Source organism: Streptomyces xanthophaeus (assembly GCF_000725805.1).
Lineage (GTDB): Bacteria > Actinomycetota > Actinomycetes > Streptomycetales > Streptomycetaceae > Streptomyces > Streptomyces xanthophaeus.
The window spans coordinates 132,114-153,477 of the sequence record NZ_JOFT01000022.1; the positions used below are offsets into that span (position 1 = coordinate 132,114).

The following is a 21,364-nucleotide window of genomic DNA, read 5'->3' on the forward strand; positions in this document are numbered from 1 at the left end:
GTCAGATCACCATCTTCTCGTCGGTCTCGAAGAGGCGTTCCTCGGTGCGGGAGAGCATCAGCTGGACGGCGTGGCTGCCGCCGCCGCGGCCGACCTTCCACAGGGCGCGGCCGCGCTGGCCTGCGCCCCAGGAGCCGATGAGGTTGCATTCGGAGTCGGTGAGGCCGATGGCCTCGCGGGTGATCTGCAGGGGCCGGGTGTCCTGGGCGAGCTGGATGCGGGTCTCGCAGGAGGCGATGAGGTCGCGGGCGATGGCGACGGCTTCGGAGCCGGCCGCGCCCACGGACTCGAAGTCGGAGAGGCGGTGGGTGGCCAGGACCTGGATGGTGCCGGTCGCCCGGGACAGGCGCAGGTCGGCGTCGATCTTCTTGACCATGGTGGCGCCGCCGGAGCGCATCTGGCGCCACAGTTCGTCGCGTACGACGATCCACGGCTTCTGCCCGGGCTGGTCGATGGCGGACTGGGCCCAGGAGGAGACGCAGGACAGCACCATGGCGACGGTCTCGTCGCCATACTCCTGGAGGGCGGAGATGTCGACGGACTGGATGGGGGCGTCCCAGTCCAGGTCGATGCTGGTGGCCTCGTCGAAGAGTCCGCCCAGGTGTCCGGTGACCATGCCGCCGAGGGCGGAGCGGATGGAGGCCATCTGCTCGCGGGCGCGCTGGACTTCCCCGTCGCGGATGCGCAGCTCGCGGGCCATGGCGTCGGTGGGGTCGCGCAGGCGGTCGTAGACGAGGGGGAGGGTGGGCACGGCGAAGCGGGATGCGCCGGCGCCGTGGAGCTCGCCGGTGACCTCGCGTACGGCGACGTCGAGGGCCTCTTCCTCCTGGGGGAGCAGGGTGCGGCGGAGCTGGAGTTCGAGGAGGGCCTTGAGCAGGGTGAGGCGGCGGCGGTGGATCTCGGTGAGGCGGGACTTGAGTTCGGCCGGGTCCTTGATGAGGTCCAGGCCGGCGCCGAGCGGGCCCGCGTCCAGGGGGTTGAGGCGGCCGGGCAGGCCGGGGCCGAGGCGTACGGGTTCGACGCCGAGGTGGCGGCACATGGCCTGGTACTCGCCCTTGACGTCTCCGGCGATCAGGGTGCGGTGGCCGAAGGCCATCAGCCGCAGGGACAGTGCCTTGACGTGGGCGGACTTACCGGATCCCGGGATGCCGGTGATCATGACGTTGGGGTTGGTGCACAGGCCCTCCTTCACCCAGACCGCGGGGTGGGCGCTGAAGGCCTCCGTGGTCAGGACGTTGCGGCCGATGTACGCGCCGATGGGCGGCAGGCTCGCCGCGTGCAGGTACGGGTAGATCCCGGCGGCGTTGGCGGTGTCGGCGCGGACGACTTCGGTGCGCGGCACGGAGGCGGCCCGGCCCGCGAAGGGGTGGCTCCAGCCCTTGCGCGGTGCCACGCGCATCGAGGTGTCGGGCTCTTCGAGGAGGCGGGCGCGGCGCAGTTCGCGGGCGCTCCTCTGCGGCGGGACGGGCAGGGGCGGGCGGTCGGCGATGCCTGCCGCCTCGTCGATGCCGATGGCGTCGAGGAGCGTGTCGCCCGCCGGGCGCCGGGAGAACAGGCCCATCAGAATCCCATCCGTCGGTCGGGGAGCCCCTGGCCCAGCGGCAGGGCGCCGGTGGCGAAGCCGGTGTCCTGGGCGCCCCACATGCGGCGGACTTCCAGTCCGGAGGCGGCGGCGTCGGCCTGCAGTTCGGCGCAGGCGGTCTCCAGCTCGTCGGGTTCGGTGACGGTCACGGTCAGGACGGCCGTCATCCGCATGACGCCCTGTCCGGAGGCGCGGGCGACGTCCTGCTGGCGGGCGATGGCCTCCTCGCGGCGCTCGTCCTCGCTCTCGTCCCGTCCGGACTTCGCCCGCAGGTGGCGGGCGGAGCTCCGCTTGGCCTTGTCGCGGGCCAGTTCCTGGCGGGCCCGGCGCGGGCCGATGGGCTCGTAGAGCAGGGTCATGGCGCGGCGGGCGTTCTGCCGGGGCCGCATGAGGGGCTGCAGGATGGTCGCGTAGACCTCGGCCTGCGGCCAGGTGCGGACCTGGTAGGACACGGACCAGGCGCCGTCGTGCCGGTAGACGCCCCAGACGGTCTCGGTGGCGGCGGGGCCGGCGAGGTCGGTGTCGACGCCGGGTGCGGTGCCCGTCCAGTCGGGGGCCTGGGCTGCGGCGTTGCGGGTGGCGAGCATCTGCTGGGCCTCGGGGTCGTACGCGGTGCGCACGGTGGCGGCGACTTTGCGGGGCGGGAGCCATTCGATGACCTGGAGGCTGGCGGTGGACAGGGCCTGGCCCATCGCGTGGAGTTCCCGTACGAGGACGGCCGCGGCGCCGACCTGGCCGCCGCCCGCGCCCTTGATGGCCAGGCGGGCCCGGGCGGCGGAGAGCGTCACCGTCAGGTACGTCTCGCGCGAGGCTGCGGCCGGTCCGGCTCCGTCCATCAGCTCGGTCAGCGCGGTCACCGCGGCCGCCGGTGCGTCGGCGGTGACGTGCCGGGCGGTCCAGGAGGCCAGGGCTGCGCCGTCGTCGGGCAGGCACCGCTGGTGCACGGCGATCCGGGTGACGGGGGAGTCCTCCGTGCAGTAGGACCGCAGGAACTGCGCCCAGGACGCCACGCGTGCGGCCTGCTTGTCGGTGTCGACGAGGGCCAGGCCGGGGAAGGAGATGCGGGCGATGGCGCTGTAGGTGCCGGCCACCGGGTCGTGCACGACGCCGAGCTGTCCGCCGAGTCCGTCGGGGGCGTCGAGGATCCGCAGGCGGGCCAGGACACCGGGCAGGTCCATCGGCTGCCGCCCGGTCTTGGCGGAACGGGGCGCGAAGGCCCCGGAGAAGAAGAGGTTGCGTCGGGTAGCCACGGAAATCTGGTGCCTTACTGCGAGGGAGATCCATTCGTCGGCGCTGAGCCCCGAGACCCGCCCGAAGGCGAGCGCGAGCAGGAGCAGCGCGATCGGCACGCACACGAAGGCGGCCTGCCAGCCGACGTTGAACGGCAGGAGCGCGAGGAGGGAGGCTGCGGCGACCATGGCGAAGCCGGGTCCGGACAGGCGGCCCATGAAGCCGGTCGTCTCGGACTGCCAGCCTCCGTAGGAAACGGGCTGGGACACGTCATCCCTCCGTTCGAGGGGTCGGGGAGGGCCGCGGGCCGGGGTCCGGTGCCTCGGTCGGTGCTCCGACCGCAGCGGGTGCGGAGGACGAGGACGGCTGCCTGCGGGGCGGGATGACCACGTGCCGGCCGCCGCCTCCGCCCTGGTCGAGACCGGCGTTGGCCGCTGTGCTGCCCAGCCCGGACTCCAGGGTGTCCTTGCCGACCGCTGCGACCTGCAGGCCGAACGCGGCCATGCCCATCGCCCGGCCGCCGAAGCGGCCCGCGGCCTTGGCTGAACCGCCGCCGCCGTCGGACGCGGCCGACGGGGCCGTGCCCGTCGTACTGTTCTCGGACTCCAGGGCCTTGGTGTAGCCGGAGCCGCCGCCGACCGATCCGGCGCCGCTGGGCTCGGGCCGGTAGCCGCCGCTCATGGAGGAGGCGGAGGAGCCCGCAGAGCTCATCCATCCCGAGGCCATGGCGGCGCCCGAGCCGTTGGTGGTGAACGTCATGAACTTCGCCAGCGCCGGCCAGCAGACCGCACCCGCGAGGAACGTCACGAGCCCGACCAGCATGTTCTGCACGCCCTTGCCCTCGGACATGGCGAACACGCCGATCGAGAAGCAGGCCACGATCGCGGGCTTCATCAGGATCAGGGCGATGAGGGCGTTGCGGGCCTTGGGCCACCACTCGGAGGTGGCGTCGGAGAGCTGTCCGGCCAGGGTGATCGGCATGGTCGCGACGATGATCATGATGCCGACCTGCCGCATCAGGATCTCCACCCACAGGGCTGCGATGACCAGGATGCACACGATGCCGACGACGATGACGACGCCGACCGCGGCGACGGTAACGGTCTCGCCGGCGATCAGCGCGCCACCAGCGGTGGCGGCGCCACCGCCCCCGGTGATCAGGCCCCCGAACAGGACCCCGAGCTGCTGCTGCATGGCCGACGTCGCATCTGCGCCGCTGCCGTTGAAGGTCTTGTCGATGATCCACGTCGACACGGCATCGGACCAGTGGAGGGCCGTCTGCGTCACTCCCCAGTACACGGAGGAGATGACGGCCCACTTCGCCAGGCCCGTCAGGGCGGTTGCCGCCGGGCCGCCGTTGTGGCTGATCGAAACCTTTCCGAACTGGATCAGGAGCAGGAAGACGGCCAGGACCGCCGAGAGGGAGGTCATCATCAGCGTGAACTTGTGGATGCCGGTGTCATCCAGCTCGATCGTGGAGTTCTCGTTGAACATCGTCGCGAACTCCTGCAACAACCACACGACCGCCTTGCCGATGTAGCTCGCGGCCTCCTTCAGGGCGTTGGAGGCGAACTCGGAGAACTTCCCGGCGACCCAGTCCAGGGGCCCCTTGGCGGGAGGCGGGTACTTCGCCTCCCCCTCCTTCTGGCAAACGGCGAGGGGGCGGTTGTCCTTCTCCACGCAGTCGGTGAGGTACTTGTTGAGCGGTTCGTAGTTCTTCCACTGCTTGTCGGGGAAGTCCTTGCGCCACCGCTCCAGGCGCCGGATCTCGGCGGTCCTCTTGTCCTCGTCGTTGCACTCGGCCGCGCCAGTGCCGTCCGCTCCCTCGCAGGGGATGGTCCGCCCGGGGAACGGCGGGTCGTCGGGGCCGGGCAGGTGGCAAATCGCACGGTCGTCGATCTGGTCGACCAGGCAGTACTTGCCCCGCGGGTCGATGCCGACGCTGAACTGGTCCCAGTCCTTGGGGATGGGGTCGGGCGGGCCGACCGTAGCGTGGTACTTCGGATCATCGGCCGCCACGGCGATCGACAGGGCGGCTCCGGTGCCGAGGAAGGACAGCAGGGCGCACAGGACGACGACGGCCCGGATCGCGCGGTGTGGCATGTCAGCTTGCATGGAGGACCTGCACCCAGCCGTCGCTCCAGGCGTAGGGGCTGGTGGGCTCGTAGGCAACGGGGAAGTCTCCGAGCGCGTCGTACTTGTCCGTGAAGCGCCAGGCCCCGTCCTCCCACTTCACGACGAAGGACACTGTGTCGCCGCGCAGGGGATTCTGGTCGACGCCGCCCTTGGGGCCGGTGGCGTACCGGTCGTAGGACAGCCAGACCTGCATGACGTCGCCGACGGGAAGCCCTGGTGCTTTCAGGGTCTTGCCCCGGGCCGCGTGCACGGCAGTCGTGAACTCGATGTCGGCGGGGAGTCCGCCCGACGGCGCCAGACCGAGCGCCTCACGCAGCTTGCGGATCTCCGACACCTGCTTGTCGGCATAACCCGGCGCGTCCTTGGAGGCGACGGCGGCAAGCTGCTGAGCAGCCTTCTCGTCGTCGAGCCACGCGTACTCCTCCCAGAAGTACACGACAGCGGAGATCCCCCCGCTGGGAGATCCTGGGAAGCCGATGGCCACACCGTCCTTGTGCCCGGTGGGCTTGCGGAGGGTGATCTTCTGCCCCCGCTCCGGCGTCATCGGACCGCCCGTGGCCGCGCCACCGGTCGGTTCGGGGGCGCTGGCGGAGGGACTGGCTCCGGCCGCAGGCTTCCCCTTGGCGTCGTCCCCCATCAGCGTGGCCGCGACGAACCCGCCCGCGACCAGCAGCGCGGCCACGACAACGACGATCGCGGCGAGAACGAAGCGCGCCCTGCGGGCCCTGAGCCCGGTCGAGGAGTCCACGCCGGCTCAGCCGTTCGTCATGGTGAAGACGGCCAGGACGAGCGAGGACGTCAGCCCGATGCCGCCCGCGCCGATGAGGCTCCACAGCACGCCCTGCTTGCCGCGGGCGGCCAGGGCCGCCCGCTCGGTGTTGTGGCCGACCGCGACCAGGGCCCACCCGGAGAGTCCGCCGAGGACGGCCAGGGCGAGGCCACCGCCGGCGGTCCAGGCCAGGACGGTCTGGACGGGGGTGTTGACCGACGTCGGCAGCGCCGGATCGAAGTCGGGTACGGGCCCCACGCCATCGGCCAGCGTCACCAGACCGGGGTCGCTCGCGAGGGTGTGCAGGGTCGTCAGGAACTGGCTCATGATCGGTGATTCCTCGTCAGACGGCAGCAGGTACTGCGGCGGCAGGGAGCGGGGCGGGCTGCGGAGCATCGGGCAGCGGGTGGCCGAAGGACACGTGGGCGGCGGCGAGCACGGCGGTGGCCAGCTCCCGGGCCGCCTCCCGGGTTCGCGTACGGATCCGGGCCGGCTGGGCCTGGAGTCCGGTGGCGCGGATGTCCACGTCGTGGGGCAGGTGAACGACGGCCGCGGCACGGGCGGAGAGCATGGTGGCCGCCGCCCGGACGACGGCAGGCGGGCGACCGTCCGCCGTGGCGGCAAGGACGACCACGGTGCGCTGCAGCGGCAGCCCTTCGGCGTGCAGCACCATCACGGCCTGTTGCAGGGCCTGCACGCCGTCGGCGGTGGCCTGGGCGCACAGGACCGGTATCGCGAAGGGCAGGTCGCACCAGGCGCGGGTCAGGCTGGGGTATCCGTAGCACCGAGCCGCGAGGACGTCATGCGCAACGGCGTGGGCGGTGTCGGCGACCACGGCCTGCCAGCCCCCCGCGGCGGCCAGTTGGTACCAGGCGGCGGGCTCGGACGGCAGGGCCAGCGGGGCGGCATGCCACTCGCGCCCGTCGGTCATCACGCGCCAGCTGCCCTCAGCGGCCCTGCGGGCTGCGGCGGCAGCGCGGACGGCGCCGCGCGTGAGGGGCTGGCCTTGCGGGAGCCCGGCGAGACCGGCGGCTTGTGTGCCGCCGCTCCACGCGGGCCAGGGGGAAGCGAGGCGGGGCGCGAGGTCCAGCACGACGGTGTCGGCCGACGGTGCCAGCTCGTCGGCAAGGAGGTGCGCGACGGTGGAACGCGCGCTGCCTCCGGCCGCAGCCATGACCGGCACGACGAGGCGCGCGGTCTCCGGCAGCCCCAGGAACGGCGGCTTGCCCTTTTTACCCATGATTCCCCCCAAACGCGCCACACAGAACCGTCGCTAATGTGAACTCCACACGGCCACCGGCTCGAAGGGGCAACGCATCGGCACCTTACACCGTGATCATCGGATCGACTGAGGGGTATTCAGCAACCCCTCCCGTAAGCGGAAATGGCATAGTGTCACGATCCGCCACGCGATCTCAGATGGATGCACTACCGGCCATCGTGGCCGGATCAGATCTTCGTGGGCGCAAATCATGCGGATGGTCGGGGGGACCGAATGGGGGCGAAGCGGTGGCTGGGGGTTGCCGGTGCAGGGGTGGTCGCCACCCCGCTGGCGTTCGGGATCGGCATGGTGATGCTCGTCGCCACGCTCGCGGAGGACGGAGGCAAGGGGCGCAGCGTCGGTACGTGGCCGACGTCCGGGGCGCTGCGGATCGGGGGGCCCGACGGCGTCCCGGCGCAGTACGCGCCGCTGATCCTCGCTGCGGCCGCCGCGTGCGACCAAGGCCTGCCGCCGGCCATCCTGGCGGCCCAGCTGTGGGCCGAGAGCAACTTCGACCCGACCGCGATCTCCCGGGATTCGGCCGGCAGGCCGATCGCGTACGGGATATCGCAGTTCATCCCGGACACCTGGGCCACCCAGGGAGTCGACGGTGACGGGGACGGCGACAAGGACGTCATGGACCCGAAGGACGCCATCCCCGCGCAGGGACGCATGATGTGCGGCCTGCTGAAGACGGCCAAGGCCCATCCCGAGTACAGCGGCTCACCCATCGAGAAGGCCCTGGCCGGATACAACGCGGGGTGGGGCCGGGTGGAACAGTTCGGCGGCGTCCCGCCCGCGAGTTTCGCCGCGGGGCAGACCTACAACTACGTCAAGGCGATCCTGGCCCGGTCGGTGAAGTACACCGCGTCCGTAGGCGGGGGCGGGGGCGGCGGGCCCGTCGAGCTTCCGGACGGCTTCGAGCTGCCGCCCGACACCCCGCCCCAGGTCCGTACCGCCGTGGCGTGGGCCCTGGCGCAGCAGGGTGGCTGGTACCAGCTCGGCGGCGACTGCACCGACGCCCTCGGCTCGAAGCCGCAGCACTGGTGCGACTGCTCGTCCCTGATGCAGCAGGCGTACAGGGCGGCCGGCATCACCATCCCGCGGGTGACGTTCGACCAGATCGACCTGCCCATCAAGGTCGGCCTGGACGACCCGAAGCCGGGCGACCTAGTCTTCAACGCCGGGTCCGACGGCTCTGCCGCCAGCCCGGGGCACGTCGGCATGTACATCGGATCGGGGCTCCTGATCGAGTCCCCGCGGACCGGGGTCCGCACGCGGATCGTCCCGTACAGCAGCTGGCGCAACTCGACGAACTACATGACCCGGGCAACGGGCATCCGACGGGTGGTGGCCTGGTGACCAAAACGAACACGGGGGAGCCCATGCAGGACCTGGACGACGACCAGCTGCTCTTCCGCCCCTGGGGCGTGGTCGACCCGGCGTTCTGGGCGGGCACGGAGACCGACGAACCCCTTCCCGCGGTCGAGGCCCCTGCTGCCGCCGATGCAGCTGCCGCCGCCGTGAGCGGCGAAACCGCGGAGCAGCTGGCTGCCGTCCAGGCGGCGGCCTCCGTCGACCTCGAGCGCGCGCACATCCTCGCGGAGGAGCTCGACGCGAGGACCACGGCTGCGCACGGCGAAGAACACATCGAGACGGTGCGGGTCCGGGAAGTCCGGGCCTACCTCGCCCTCCTGACCGGCCACCACGAAACCGCGGTGGCCTGGTACCTCCACGTCGTCCGCCTGCACGCAGCACTCCACGGCCCGGACCACGAGGAGACCAACCTCGCGGTGCGGCGGACGTACAGCATGTGGAAGGCCCTGCCGGACCCTGACGCAGCGCGCTTCGCAGAAGGCCTGATGGAGACGTTCACCGAGCTGCAGAGCGGCGGGACGGAAGCGATCCTCCGCATGCGCGAACACCTCGAGCAGGTCCAGCGGTCCGGGGACGATCAGCTCGCAGCAGCGATGCCCGCCCTGTGAATCTCAGCCACTGAACGACCGCCGGCCCATGGCAATTGCGCTGCCTTGCGGCCAGCACCCAGTCTGGCCTGAGCGGTGGGCTTACCTCGTTGAGTGCCAGACGCAGCCGTTCGTCGCCTGTCCAGAATCAGGCTTGTCTGACCGCCGCAGGCGGCGAATAGGGCGTACTGGACGGCCGAAGGGCCGTGGGCTGCTCGCTGTGCGGGCACGTCCGGCTTCTTCGCGCTTTAGGTCATCTGGTGCGCTGTTGCGCGGCCTGGTGGCTGGCCGGCCCAGTGGCGGAGCCGAGAGCGGGCCTGGGGGCGGCTGTGCCGCGCGCGACCCGCACCAGCGGGTCGCCTTGAAGATGTAAAGAAAGTTTGGACGCATCCTGCTTCGGCTGTATGCCATACCCGTCGGCTGGGCATACCCCCTCGGAGCCATGGCATCGTGCCTCATCCGACCGCACCCGACCCTCCCCGTCAATCAGAGCCCGAACTTGGCCCCGGGGGTCCGTGTTGCCGTCAGAGCGGCTGAGAGCTCCGCCGGGAAGAATATTCCCGGCGGAGCTCTAGCTAGCCGTTCGAGCTGACTACTCAATCCCACCCAAGCGTCGGGTTTCGATCACACGCAGTGCAAACTCAGTGCGGGCCCTTCTTCACCCGTCGCAGGGTACAGCTTCCGAAGTCGCCCAGCTCATAGATTTTCCTCACGCCTTCCCCTTGAATCTACGGGAGATAGTCGAGCGGAAATGTTCAAATCGCACAGAATCCGAATCTGTGAATTCCAAGATATCCAGAGCTGTCTCACCGTCTCCCGATGCCGCCTCTTTGTAGATCAACCAGATCCCCTCCGCCACCGCAGAGCGGCACTCCATTTCCAGACCCGGAAAGCCCGCTTCCACTTCGGTTTCATGAGACTCCCCTGTCACCAAGTACCAAAGAATGTTCAGCAAATGAGACCTGGTAAACGGTGGCAAATCTTCGGCCAGGGCGGCGAGAATTACGGGAGTCGCATACGGCGCCACTTGGAACAGCATGGCGTTTCGCTCCAAATGACCATCGAGCGTATACCCGATGGTTTCCGCTTGAGTGCGCGCCTCGAGAAGGGCAGTGAACGAAGACGGGATATGGGCGCCCGAATCTCCGCATCCACATCTAAGCGAAGCCCAGTCGTGGCGCTCCAGCTCAACAATATACGCCCTCATCCTGCCCTCAACATCCAAGGTCCAGCAGGGTCATACAGAACGCCCGAGACGAAATTATCGGGTCCATAGTTCCCCTGACAAACAGTGCATATTTCCTTCTCCTGTAGAATCTTCCCCAAACCGTCACCGACATCCTCTCGTCTCACGGCTCGAGTGAAGATCACATCGTCAGCTGACCATCCAGTTGCGTTCAGGATGTTCGGTTCCGCACAGCTTCCGTTCCCAGAACAGCTAACAGCGATATCGCCAGTCCTCCTGTGCACTGCTGCTGTGTAGGTGCGTGACTTCGCCGCCCCCGTTGCTGCCCCTGCAACCTGGTCACGAAGAGCACTGGCATCCGAGATCCTCGCTTCCATGTCCCAGTTTCCCTGAGCGCGATCCACCACCAGCGTGGGCTTGAACTTTCCCTGCGGACCTCGGGTTCCAGTAGGGCAGTTGTGGACCAGGACGGGAGTGGCACCGGCCAGTGCATAGTACGTGTGGAGGTCGGCGACGGTGAGGTTGTAGACGACTTCTTGTTCAGCCGTCCACCGCTTGACCGATGCGACCTGCACGAAAGTGCCGCTACTGGTCCGAAGCCACTGGCCTGGATTGAGCTCGGTGGCGTCCACCCATTCGTCCAGGTCGGCGACCCAGAAGGGGTGCTTAGCAGTAGCGGTGATGGTGTAGGCAGCTGATCCAGCATTGCCGTCTGTGTCTACAGCGACCTCTACGAGGCTCTTGACTCCCTCACCGCGGATGGTTGCCGTGACGTCCTCAGCGCGGGTCTCTCCGGTCTCCGGATCGGTGGCAAGGACCTTGTCACCCTGCTCCAGATGTTCGATCGGCTTGGTCGATCCATCCGCCATGAAGACAAGAGTTCCTGCAGCGAAACTATTTCCGGTCGGGCATGTGCCGCCCTTGTTTCCAATCTTTGACCCAATTTTAGAAACGGCCTCACCTGCGGCCTTTCCGGCTACTTTGCCGACCGCAGCAAATGCCGGGGAGGCTGCCTTCATGGCTGTACTGCCCGCGGCTCCCCAGAGAGCACCTCGGGCTTGGGCCTTCAGTTGACCCATCACGCTGTGGTCTGCGCCTGGTGTCATGTAATTGGCGACGGCAGCCCCAGCGGCTCCTGCAACCGCTCCGCAGCCGGCTATCAGCGCAAGGCTTGCGCCACCCGTCGCAGCTGCCCCTGCTCCTGCAGCACTTACACATGCGAATCCGACAATCACTTCAGTGGTGATCGCGGCAATGGCTACCTTGTTTTCGTTGACCCAGTCCTTGGTGGCCTTGACCTTCTTGTTGAAGTTGCACTTGGACCAGAAGCCGCAGTCCTTCTTGCTGCTGGTCGTCTTGCCCTTGTTCCCCTTCGGGCTGTCTCCCTTGCCAGGATTGCCGCCGTCGGTCGGCGGTGTGTACTTGGCGCCGGGAGTGAGGGGGTTCGCGGGGGAGCTGCCGTCGAGCTTTTCCGAGTGGCCCGTGCCGTCGTCCAGGTAGAGGCCCGTGGGGTCTGCGTTGCTGATCGGGTTGCCGTTGGCGTAGGTGTACCCGTTCATCTGGAGCGGGTCGGTGATGTCGATGACCGGGTCGACGGAGACGAAGCGGCCGGTGGTCGATTCGTATTCGCGGGCGCCGATGTGGGTGAGGCTGGTGTTGGTGTCGTCGACGCCGGTGCCGAGGAAGCCTCGGCTGCCGGGCCAGTTGCCGGGCTGGGTGCCGCGGGGGTTTCCGTAGGGGTCGGACTTGCGGCGGGTGATGGTCTGGCCCGCGCTTTGGTCGATGGTGGTGGTGGCCGTGCCGTGGTGGTCGGCCAGTTGGATGCTGAGCAGGTGGTTGTCGGTCTTGCCGTTGGTGCGGCGGACGGTGGTGGCGCCCGGGCCGCTGTAGTAGCGGACGGCGTCGAGGGCCTGGCCGGCCTTGTTGACCGTGATCTCGGCGTCGCCCAGGTAGAGGGTGCGGGCGCTGCCGGTCTCCTCGATCAGGCGGTTGCCGTCGGCGTCGTAGATGTAGGTGGTGGTGTTGTCGAAGGCCCACCGCTGGTTGGTGGCGCCCGCGCAGGTGTAGAGGAGGAGGCTGGCCCCGTCGGCGTCGCTGCCGCCGGAGACGTCGAGGCAGGCGTTGGCGGCCGCGTTGTAGAGGGTCTTGTCGCCTGCACGGTAGGTGAACTTCTGCTGGGCGCTGCCGTCGCAGGTGGCGATGCGGGCTTCGCCGTTCTGGTTGGTGAGGCACTTGCCGAGGGCCTGGACGGTGTCGCCGGTCAGGCGCCACTGCTGGGCCTTGGTCTCGTTGCAGGTGTAGAGCTGGACGCGGGTGCCGTCGGCGGTGTTTCCGGCGGCTACGTCGAGGCACTTGCCGGAGAGGCCGGTCACGGAGACCGCGCCGATGCCGGGGCTGAGGGCCGAGGTGAGCTTGTTGCGGCGGTCCCAGTTCAGGGTCTGGGTGTCGCCGTCGATCCGGCGGCTCGTGGTGTTGCCGGAGTTGTCGTACGCGTAGGTGGACGTCGAGTTGATCGTGGAGCCCGGGTTGCGGGTGATCTTCTCGGTCTTGGCCAGGGCGTGGGGCTTGGTGGTGACGGGCGGCTGGGTGCCGTTGCCGGCGATGGTGACGCCGTAGGTGTAGGTGGTCTCGTCGTCCAGGGCCCCGTTGGTGAGGTCGCGGTTGATCAGCTTGGTGCGGTTGCCGATCGAGTCGAACTGGTACTCCTGCCAGAAGCCGTCACCGTCAGGTCCGGGCGTGACGTCGGCCAGGCTGGGGCCGGTGCAGGCTGCGGTCTTGCCGGTCCAGGCCTTGGTGAGCTGGCCCATGGGGTCGTACGCGTAGCACTGGCGGTCGGTGCGGCCGCCGGGCTGGTTGTCGGTGACCGAGGTGATGTTGCCCGCGGGGTCGTAGGCGTAGGAGATGTCGTTGATGCGGTTGGCGTTGGCGGTCTCCCGGTCGTTGATGGACTGGGACACGCGGCCGGTGTTCGGGTCGTACAGGTTGGTGGTCCACACCCGGTTGGGGGCGCTGCCCGATGCGGTGCGCAGGACCTCGCCGAACGGGCTATAGACGGTGTCGGCCGTGTACCAGGACAGGCCGGACACGCTCTGGGGCATGCCGTCGCCGTTGTAGCGGGTGATCAGCTTTTCGGCTGCGAGGCCGCCCGGGGTGGAGGGGACGGTCGTCGACTGGACCTTGCCCGTGGGGGTGTAGGTGGTGCTGTAGGCGTAGGTCCCGGCGAAGCCCTTGGCTGCGGGGACGTCGGGGATGGTGACCTTCGAGCCGGTGGGCCGGTACTCGCTGTCGTATCCGGTGACCTCGCTCTTGTACGCCGCTCCGCCCTCGTGACGGGTGGAGGAGACGGGCTTGCCCTTGGCGCCGGGCAGGGAGTCGAAGGTCCAGGACGCGACGAGGGGTCCGTCGGCTGCGTTGTCGCGCAGTTCGGTCTTGCGGCCGAGGACGTCGTAGGCGGTGTACTGGGCGCGGCCGCTGGAGTCCTTGGCCCAGACCTGCTGGTCGAGGTCGTCGTACCCGACGGAGGACTGGCCGGTGTCGGGGTCGGTGGCGGAGGTCTGGCGTCCGCGGGCGTCGTAGGTGTAGGTCCACTTGTTGCCGGCGGTGTCGGTGACACCGGTCAGCTTGTTGCGGATGTCGTACGCGTAGCTGGTCCGGTTCCAGGTGGTGAGGTCGGTCGAGGTGGCGTGTTCGACGGCCGAGGTGCGGCCCAGCGGGTCGGTCCAGGTCTTCGAGGAGCGGCTGCCCTTGAGGGGCGTGGTGCCGTCCGCGGACATGGCCGAGCGGGTGAGGGTCCAGTCGCCGCCGTACTGCGCGGTGCTGGAGTACTGGGGGACGTCCGCGTGGAGGGTGGTGCTGCGGACGGTGCGGCCGAGGCCGTCGTAGGCGGTCTTGGTCGAGTTCGGGATCTGGAAGACGCTCTCCGGGACGAAGATCTTCTTCGCCGGTGAGCCTTCGGCGTAGTAGCCGTTGTTGGTCTGGCGGACCGTTCCGTTCGCGCTGTAGAGCGTGTCGGTGATCAGGCGGCCGCCGCCCAGGGCCTCGCCCTGGCTCTGGCGCGGGCGCAGCATGCCGTCGTAGATCGTGAGGGCATGGGCGTAGGTGCCGTCGTCCTGCAGGGTGCTGCTGGTGACGACGGGGGGTTCGTGCTCGGAGATCTGGTAGGTGAAGGTGAAGGCGGCCTTGTCGGTGCCGGGCTTCTGGGAGGGCGTCCACACGGCGGTGGACCGGCCCAGGCTGTCGTAGGACGTGGTGACCTTGCGGCCGTTGGCGTCGGTGTCTTCCAGCGGAAGGCCGCGGCCGGGGTCGTTCGTGGTGGTGGTCGTGTGGCCGAGTGCGTTGGTCCCGGTGACGGCGAAGGCCGGGCCGGTGGCGGGGCTGTAGGCCGTGGTCACAGTGTTCCCGGCCGGGTCGAAGACCTTGACCGGGCGGCCGAGCACGTCGTACTCGGTGCGGGCGGTGGTGATCCAGCCGGTGCCCGCCGCGTCGTTGGTGTCGACCTGGTGGACGAGGCCCTTGGTGGGGGCGGCGCCGAAGGCGTTGAGCGCGTCGTAGGAGGTGCGGGTGTCGGACATCAGCGAGCCGGCCGCCGCGCAGGTGCCTGCGGTCGTGCGGACGCGGTGCGGCAGTCCGATCAGGTGCTTGTCCGTGTTGTGGACGTAGGAGGTGGTGGCGCAGGTCTGGTCGGTGGTCTTCCAGCCGCCGGTGCCGTCGGGGCTGACGGCCTCGCTCTCCACCTTCTCGGTGAGGCCGTAGGTGGCGTCGAACGTGGTGCGCGTGCGCTGGGTGCGGGTGGCGCCGCCGCTGATCGACTCGATCTTGTCCGTGCGCGAGGTGTCGGAGCGGTAGGCGTCCAGGGGCGTGGTGCCGTCCCTGGGCCGGGAGGCCGTCTTCTGCAGCCACGGCCAGTTGATGACCCGGGAGGAGACGGTGCCGCCGGCCTTGGTGTAGCTGATCGTCTCGGCTGCGCGTCCCTGCAGCTGGAGGAGGTCCTCGCCGAGGTCTTCGGTGCCGGTGGAGTCCTTGACGGTGATCTTGGGGCGGCCGGCGTCGGCGGACATGCCGCGGAAGTAGCGGGTCCGGGTCTGGGACTGCTCGGTGGCGTCGGGCTTGCCCGCGTTGGCGGTCACGCCCTTGCTGACGAGCACGCTGGCGTAGCCGCGCCACTGGCTGTAGGTGCGCAGTTCGGGCTTGGAGTACTCGTCGCTGTCCTTGGCCCAGGCCGCGTCGCCTTCGTAGGTGTAGGCGGTGGTGACGTCGGGCTGGCGGGCGACGCGGTCCTTCTCGACGACCTTGTCGACGACGTACTTGTTGAACCACTCCAGCGGCGGCTTCTCCAGCTCGCTGTCCGGGGACCAGTGGACCGGGTAGCAGCGGGTGGTGTTCTCCTCGGGCTTCGGGTGGGTGCCGCCGACCGCGCAGGGCGCGGAGTAGTCGACGTAGGTCTCTCCGCCCGTCTCGCTGCGGATGGTCTCCACGCGCAGGCGGTCGAAGTCCGGGGTGGCGTCGTTGGGGCCGGTCGCGACGCGGTTGGGCATGTCCTGGACGTTGGCCAGGAAGGAGACCGGCGGCAGCGACGCGCTCTCCTGGTTGCCCGCGGCGTCCTTGGTGGTGCCGTAGCCGGTGCGGGTGATGGACTCGAGCCACAGCGGCGGGTGGGTGTCGGTGCGCTGCTTGGGGAACGACTGGGCCAGGTTCCAGCGGTCCACGAGGGAGAGGGCGGTGGAGCCGGGGGTGCGCTGGCCGTAGGTGGTGACCGCGGTCAGGCGCTTGCGGGTCCAGAAGGTCGGTGAGCTGGTGTAGCAGTCCTTGGCGTCGGCCTTGCAGTGGAGCGTGGAGGGGGTGTCCCACCAGGGCTGCTTGTCGCCGTAGTTCTTCGAGTCGAAGGAGGCGTCCGAGCAGTCGACGCCCTGCTCCTTGATGCAGCGTTCGGCGACGGTGAACTCGACCTTGCCGGCCGGTGCGCCGGAGAGGTTGTCGCTGCGCAGGCCGTAGCTGATCTGCGTGGGGTAGCCGGCACGGACGTAGGAGACGGGCTCCTTGAACTTGCCGTTCTTGGCGTAGCGGTTGGTCTCCTTGGCCCAGTCGATGACCATGGCGTTGCCGTGGACGTCTTCGACATAGTCGAGGTTCCAGCGCCAGCCCTGGTCGCAGGCGGAGGCCGCGAAGGTGGTCTGGTAGCAGGGCTCGCCCGGGTGGTTGCCGTAGACCGGAGCGGTGAGGACGGAGTTGGTCGCCGGGCGGCTGCCGGCGCCGTCGACGTCGTGGCGGCCGAAGAAGTAGCGGGTGCCCTCGCGGGTGGTGACGACCCAGTACTCGCCGTCCTTGGCACCGTTGGCGATGCCGGCGTCGGTCTTGCGCTCGACGCGGGAGCCGTCGTCGGAGGCGGGGACCCACTTGCCGGTCGCGGCGTCGTGGACGAGCTCAGTGGTGGAGCCGCCGAGCGACATCACCACGTTGTCGGCGGCCCAGCAGAGGTCGCCCTTCTTCTTGTCGGTGGCGTTGTCGTTGTTCGGCTTGCTGGGGACGGCCTTCAGGTCGTCGCCGCAGGAGCGGTAGCGGCGCTCGATGTAGCCGGGTTCGTAGTCCCAGCCGTCGCCGACCCAGGACGCCTGCCCGTTGGCCACGGACGTCTTGCCGTCGACGGCCTGGGAGGAGTACGAGAACCCGATCTTCGGGGCGGGGCCGGCCGGCGGCGCGGGGACGGTCAGCGGATAGGTCCAGGAGAAGCCGCCGCCGCTGCCGCCCGCGGTCCAGGAACCGGTCGGGGACAGGGACGTGGCCTTGTACGTGCCGCCCGCGCCGGAGGCGCCGTCGGAGGCGGCCAGGACCATCGGGCCGCCCCCGCCGACGGCCATGGTGCGCAGGCCCTGGCCGGGTGCGGTGGCCGGGTCGACGGTGGCGCGGACCGTGCCGCTGGAGGGGTCGTTGGTGCTCGGGACGTCCTTGGAGACGGAGCACTCGGGCAGGTCGGGGGTCGTCAGGAAGCAGGCCGGGAGCTGCTTGAGCTCCAGGCGGGTGGCCCACTCGGTGCCGTAGAGGTCCTTGAACTTCTTGTAGTCCAGCTGGACGTCGACCGGGGTGGAGCCTTCGGCGGGCGGGGTGACCTTGATGATCGCGCCGTCGACGTTGGCCGCCTCGGTGGCGGTACGGGCTTCCACTGCGACGGACCAGGTGCCCGAAGGGGTGGGCGGCGCAGGTTCGGCTGTGGTGGGTGAGGCCTTGCCGATGCTGACGGGAAGGGTTCCGGCCTGGACGAGCTGGTCCCCGCTGAGGGCGACGTCCACGGCGCCTGCGGCCGGGGGCGTCACCTTCGACGGCTCGTACTCGGCGGGCGGAAGCGCGGGAGTGCCCGCCCATCCTTCGAGCTTGGCGGCCTCGACCTTGTCGAGCTTGGCTCTGATGTCCTGCTGGAGACCCGGCAGTTGGACGCCATTACGGTCGCCCGGTGGCGCAGCCCAGGCCTCGATGGGCAGAAGAGTTGCGACCAGCATCACGGAAAGCGTGATGCCGGCTTGCCCGGCGAGGCGCGCGCGTCTTGCGCGCGCCTTTCTGTTTCCGGGCAGGCGGAAATTGTTCGCCGACAACGGCGACATGTGGACCCCCCACGCTCCGCCGCCGCGGCGATGGCACACGGCTGGCAGGAAACTGACAAATAGCCAGCTGATTCTGCGGCCATACGGACCCGAAAATCTAGGTTCCGATAATCGGTGTGGGCTTTGTCACTTTACTATCTGTATACCGTGGGGCAATCCACACAAATGACCCCACCAGAGTGGGCCGAACAGCGAATACAGGGGGTGAGGATGTCGGTGGCATGGTTCATGCTCGGCTCGCGACTCCTTTGCGTTGAAAGACGAGCAGGGAGCCGCCTCTTCGCGTTTTCCGGCCACTGGCCGAAATGATTAGTGAGTGCCGAGGGCTGCGGAAGTGCGCGCCCGAGGGGGGAGAAGAAAACCATGGCTGTCAGTGAATCCGTGGACGAGAGTCCGCCAACAACCCCTGCAGAAAGTGAAGTTGCCGCACCGGCGCGCAGCTGGTTCAGGCGCCGTCGCGTCATGGGGGGACTGGCGGCCCTGCTCGCGGTGGCCGTTGCGGTGCCGACCGGGGTGTACCTGTCGGACGGCCAGAAGCCGAAGGCCCGGCCGGACGGGCAGGCCGGTGCGCCCGTCGCCGCGCCGGAAGCCCGTCGTCTGGCCGAGGAGTCCGGCAAGGACGTCGAGGTCACGGCCGAGCAGAGCGCGAACACCACGACCTGGGCGCAGCCTGACGGGCTGTTCCGCAAGCAGGTTTTCAACTCGGCCGTGCGCGCGAAGGTGGGCGGGCAGTGGAAGCCGATCGACACCGACCTGGAGCGGGTCGGGGACGGCTTCGCCGCCAAGGCCGTGAACGGGCGCGTGGTCTTCAGCGCCGGGAGTGCGCCGCAGGCCGCCGGTGGGGAGCGCGCCGCCCGTGGCGTGAGCCGGGTGGCTTTGAAGCGGGACACGCCGGGTGAGGTGTGGACCGACCTCGTCCGCCTCAATACGGACGGGCACGACATCGTGGTCAGCTGGCCGGGTGCCCTGCCCGCCCCGGTCATCGACGGGCCGCGGGCCCTGTACGAGAACGTCCGGCCCGGCATCGACCTGGTGCTGACCGCCCTGGACGGCGGCTACTCGCACGTCCTGGTCGTCAAGGACAAGCAGGCCGCTGCCGACCCCCTGCTCGGCCGGCTCCAGTACCAGCTGGCTTCCCCGGACCTGACGTTCCATCTGGACGGTGCATCGGGCTCGCTCAGCGCCCGGGACGCCGCGGGTGAGGAAGTCGCCGGGGCGCCGTCGCCGCTGATGTGGGACTCGTCCGGAAAGGTCGCCACCACGGACGACGAACCCGCCTGGATTCCGACCGAGATAGGCAAGCAGCACGCCACGCTTTCCCTCCCCGGAATGGCGGGCGCTGAAGGCGCACACCAGTCCTTCGCCCGGGCGGAACTGTCCGAGAACAGGCTTTCGCTGACCCCTGACTCCTCGTGGATGGGCGCTCCGGAAACCGTGTACCCGGTTTTCATCGACCCGTCGTTCAAGGGGCGCAAGCAGTCCTGGACCCTGCTCTACAAGAAGAGTCCGAACTCAAGCTTCTTCAACGGGCAGAACTACAACCCTGGCGGTACGTCGGAGGCCCGTGTCGGCTACGAGTCGGACACGGTGGGCACCGCCCGTTCCATCTTCAATTTCGACTTCGGCGCCGAATTGCGCGGCACCGGAATTCACTCGGCCAAGGTGCGCGCTCTGCAGACGCATTCGTGGTCCTGCGATGCCAGGCCGATGGACGTCTACTCGACGCCCTACATCACCTCCTCCAGCACGTGGGGGAACACGTCCTCGTACTGGGGCAACAAGGTCGCCACCGAGTCCTCCGGCTACGGCTACAAGAGCGCCTGCCCCGACAACTGGATCGCCCCCGACATCACCGGGCTCGCCCGGCAGGCGGCCAGCGCCGGCTGGCAGGCCCTCTCCCTCGGCTTCGCCTCCCCCAACGAGACGAGCGCCACGTACTGGAAGAAGTTCCTCGCCAACGGTGAGAACGCCCCGTACCTGGAGATCGTCTACAACAGCCCGCCCGACATCCCGCTCGCCGAGAACATGAACACCTTCCCCGGCGGCCCTTGCCTGACCAGCGGAAACGGCACCGGCATCGGCAAGACGGACATCACCTTCCAGGTCAGGGGATTCGACCGCGACGGGAACCTGCGCCAGCTCCAGATCGAGATCTGGGACGCGGAGAGCGGCCAGAAGGTCCACGACGAGTGGCTGTGGCCCAACAGCGACGGCGTGATCACCAAGGACATTCCCTGGGACCGCTTCACCTCCGGCAGGAAGTACCACTGGCTCTCCCGCGCCAACGACTGGGACCACTGGACGGTGGGCAGCGGCCCGCTCGACTCCGGAGGCGGCGGCTGGTGCACCTTCACCGTCGACCACACCGCCCCCAGCTCCCCGGCCGTGAGCTCCGAGCAGTTCCCTGCGCCGGGCCCCGATGCGGCCGAGTGGAGCGTGAACCCCGCCGGCACGCCGGGCCAGTGGATCGAGGTCCGGGGCAACGGCACCCAGGCCGCGGACATCCGCGAGTACCAGTGGAGCCTGAACCGGCCGAGCTTCGACCAGAAGGCCGTCCCGTGGGAGGCGGACCTGGCCTCCATCAAGACCCAGGTCGACACCGCAGGACCCAACGTCCTGTACGTCCGCACCGTCAGCAAGTTCGGAAACGTCTCCCCGCCGAGCGAGTACCTCTTCTACGTCAGGCCCGCCGCCGGCCAGGACACACCCGGCGACGTCACCGGAGACCGCCACCCCGACCTCCTCGCCATCGACGCGGCCGGCAACCTGCGCACCTACGGCGGTGACCAGGTCGGCGACACCGACGCCCACCTCCCCGGCGCCGTCGAGAACGGCAAGCCCGTCGCCCCCGGCTACTGGAAGGACCCCGCCACCGGCAAAGCGGCCCTCATCGGCCACTCCACCGACTGGTACCCCGGCGACGGCCTCACCGACCTGATCGCGCGCATGCCCGACGGGAAGATGTACGTCTACCCGGGCACCGGCACCGGCCAGTTCGACGTCGGGCGCCGCATCGAGATCCTGCTGCCCGCAGGCGCACCCGACCCCGCGACCCTGCGGCAGATCGTCGTCGGCGAGGACGTGGACGGTGACGGTTTCCCCGACCTGTTCGCCCTCGACGCGGACGGCTTCTGGGCCTTCACCGGCTACAGCGGAGCCAGCTTCGCCACCGCCACGAAGCTGAACTCCGGCTGGGCCCCGCGCGACATCGTCGGAGTGCGGGACGTCTCCGGGGACAAGGTCCCCGACCTGATCTTCCGCGACGACGCCGACCACAACCGCGGCCTCGCCCTGCGCAAGGGCAAGCCGGGCCCGAACGGCGGGGCCGACCTGAAGTCCCTGCGCTCGGCCGCCGACTCCGCCGGCGGCCAGGACTACACCTACGCCACCACCTACTGGAGCCGCGCCGAACTCCCCATGGTGCTCGGCACCCCCGACACCAACGGCGACGGCGTCCCCGACATCTGGACCGTGGGCCCCCACGGCACCCAGTACCTGTTCACCGGCGCACCCGACTGGATGCCGGGCATGCCCTCCGGCTCGGACAACGACGGCTGGACGGACTTCCTCACCATCGGCTGACCCGCACCTGCACACCACACCCACGAACGAACGGCGCCGGGCCGGGGCACACAGCCCCGGGC

The 21,364-nt window shown here is 69.3% G+C and carries 11 protein-coding genes; 3 read left to right on the forward strand and 8 right to left on the reverse strand.

The window, feature by feature from the left end; all coding sequences use genetic code 11:
- Position 1 precedes the first annotated feature (1 nt).
- Genes IO30_RS0115250 through IO30_RS43560 form a run of 6 tightly spaced genes read right to left on the reverse strand, consistent with a single transcriptional unit; the run spans position 2 to position 6,957 of the window.
- A complete protein-coding gene (locus tag IO30_RS0115250; protein ID WP_031143227.1) occupies positions 2-1,561 on the reverse strand; it encodes a type VI secretion protein in 1,560 nt (519 codons plus the stop codon).
- Positions 1,561-3,081, reverse strand: a complete 1,521-nt coding sequence (locus IO30_RS0115255) for an SCO6880 family protein (protein ID WP_031143229.1) — start codon at positions 3,079-3,081, stop codon at positions 1,561-1,563. Before IO30_RS0115255 ends, IO30_RS0115250 begins: the two co-directional genes overlap by 1 nt.
- Before the next feature lies 1 nt (position 3,082).
- A complete protein-coding gene (locus IO30_RS0115260) occupies positions 3,083-4,915 on the reverse strand; it encodes a hypothetical protein (RefSeq protein WP_237403543.1) in 1,833 nt (610 codons plus the stop codon).
- 1 nt (position 4,916) lies between these two features.
- Positions 4,917-5,696 carry a hypothetical protein gene (locus IO30_RS47005; protein WP_031143232.1) on the reverse strand — a complete coding sequence of 260 codons (780 nt, stop codon included), beginning with the start codon at positions 5,694-5,696 and terminating at the stop codon, positions 4,917-4,919.
- A gap of 6 nt (positions 5,697-5,702) precedes the next feature.
- Positions 5,703-6,044, reverse strand: a complete 342-nt coding sequence (locus IO30_RS0115270) for a hypothetical protein (protein WP_031143234.1) — start codon at positions 6,042-6,044, stop codon at positions 5,703-5,705.
- A gap of 16 nt (positions 6,045-6,060) precedes the next feature.
- Entirely contained in the window at positions 6,061-6,957 is an 897-nt protein-coding gene (locus IO30_RS43560) for a hypothetical protein (RefSeq protein WP_051902308.1), read from the reverse strand.
- A 255-nt stretch (positions 6,958-7,212) separates the two neighbouring features.
- Here IO30_RS43560 and IO30_RS0115280 point away from each other — a divergent pair, with 255 nt between their 5' ends.
- Both IO30_RS0115280 and IO30_RS41970 read left to right on the forward strand, forming a co-directional pair.
- A complete protein-coding gene (locus IO30_RS0115280; protein ID WP_031143238.1) occupies positions 7,213-8,340 on the forward strand; it encodes a C40 family peptidase in 1,128 nt (375 codons plus the stop codon).
- Positions 8,337-8,963: a hypothetical protein gene (locus IO30_RS41970; protein WP_157853306.1), complete on the forward strand. Its 627-nt coding sequence runs from the start codon at positions 8,337-8,339 to the stop codon at positions 8,961-8,963. The genes IO30_RS0115280 and IO30_RS41970 overlap by 4 nt, the downstream gene beginning before the upstream one ends.
- Before the next feature lie 688 nt (positions 8,964-9,651).
- Here the strand turns inward: IO30_RS41970 and IO30_RS45420 are convergent.
- Both IO30_RS45420 and IO30_RS0115290 read right to left on the reverse strand, forming a co-directional pair.
- A complete protein-coding gene (locus IO30_RS45420) occupies positions 9,652-10,167 on the reverse strand; it encodes a hypothetical protein (RefSeq protein WP_157853308.1) in 516 nt (171 codons plus the stop codon).
- Complete coding sequence (locus IO30_RS0115290; RefSeq protein ID WP_107066892.1) at positions 10,146-17,618, reverse strand: ricin-type beta-trefoil lectin domain protein; 7,473 nt, start codon at positions 17,616-17,618, stop codon at positions 10,146-10,148. The genes IO30_RS45420 and IO30_RS0115290 overlap by 22 nt, the downstream gene beginning before the upstream one ends.
- Before the next feature lie 564 nt (positions 17,619-18,182).
- Between IO30_RS0115290 and IO30_RS0115295 the strand changes: the two genes are divergently transcribed.
- Positions 18,183-21,302, forward strand: a complete 3,120-nt coding sequence (locus tag IO30_RS0115295; RefSeq protein ID WP_031143243.1) for a DNRLRE domain-containing protein — start codon at positions 18,183-18,185, stop codon at positions 21,300-21,302.
- Positions 21,303-21,364 lie beyond the last annotated feature (62 nt).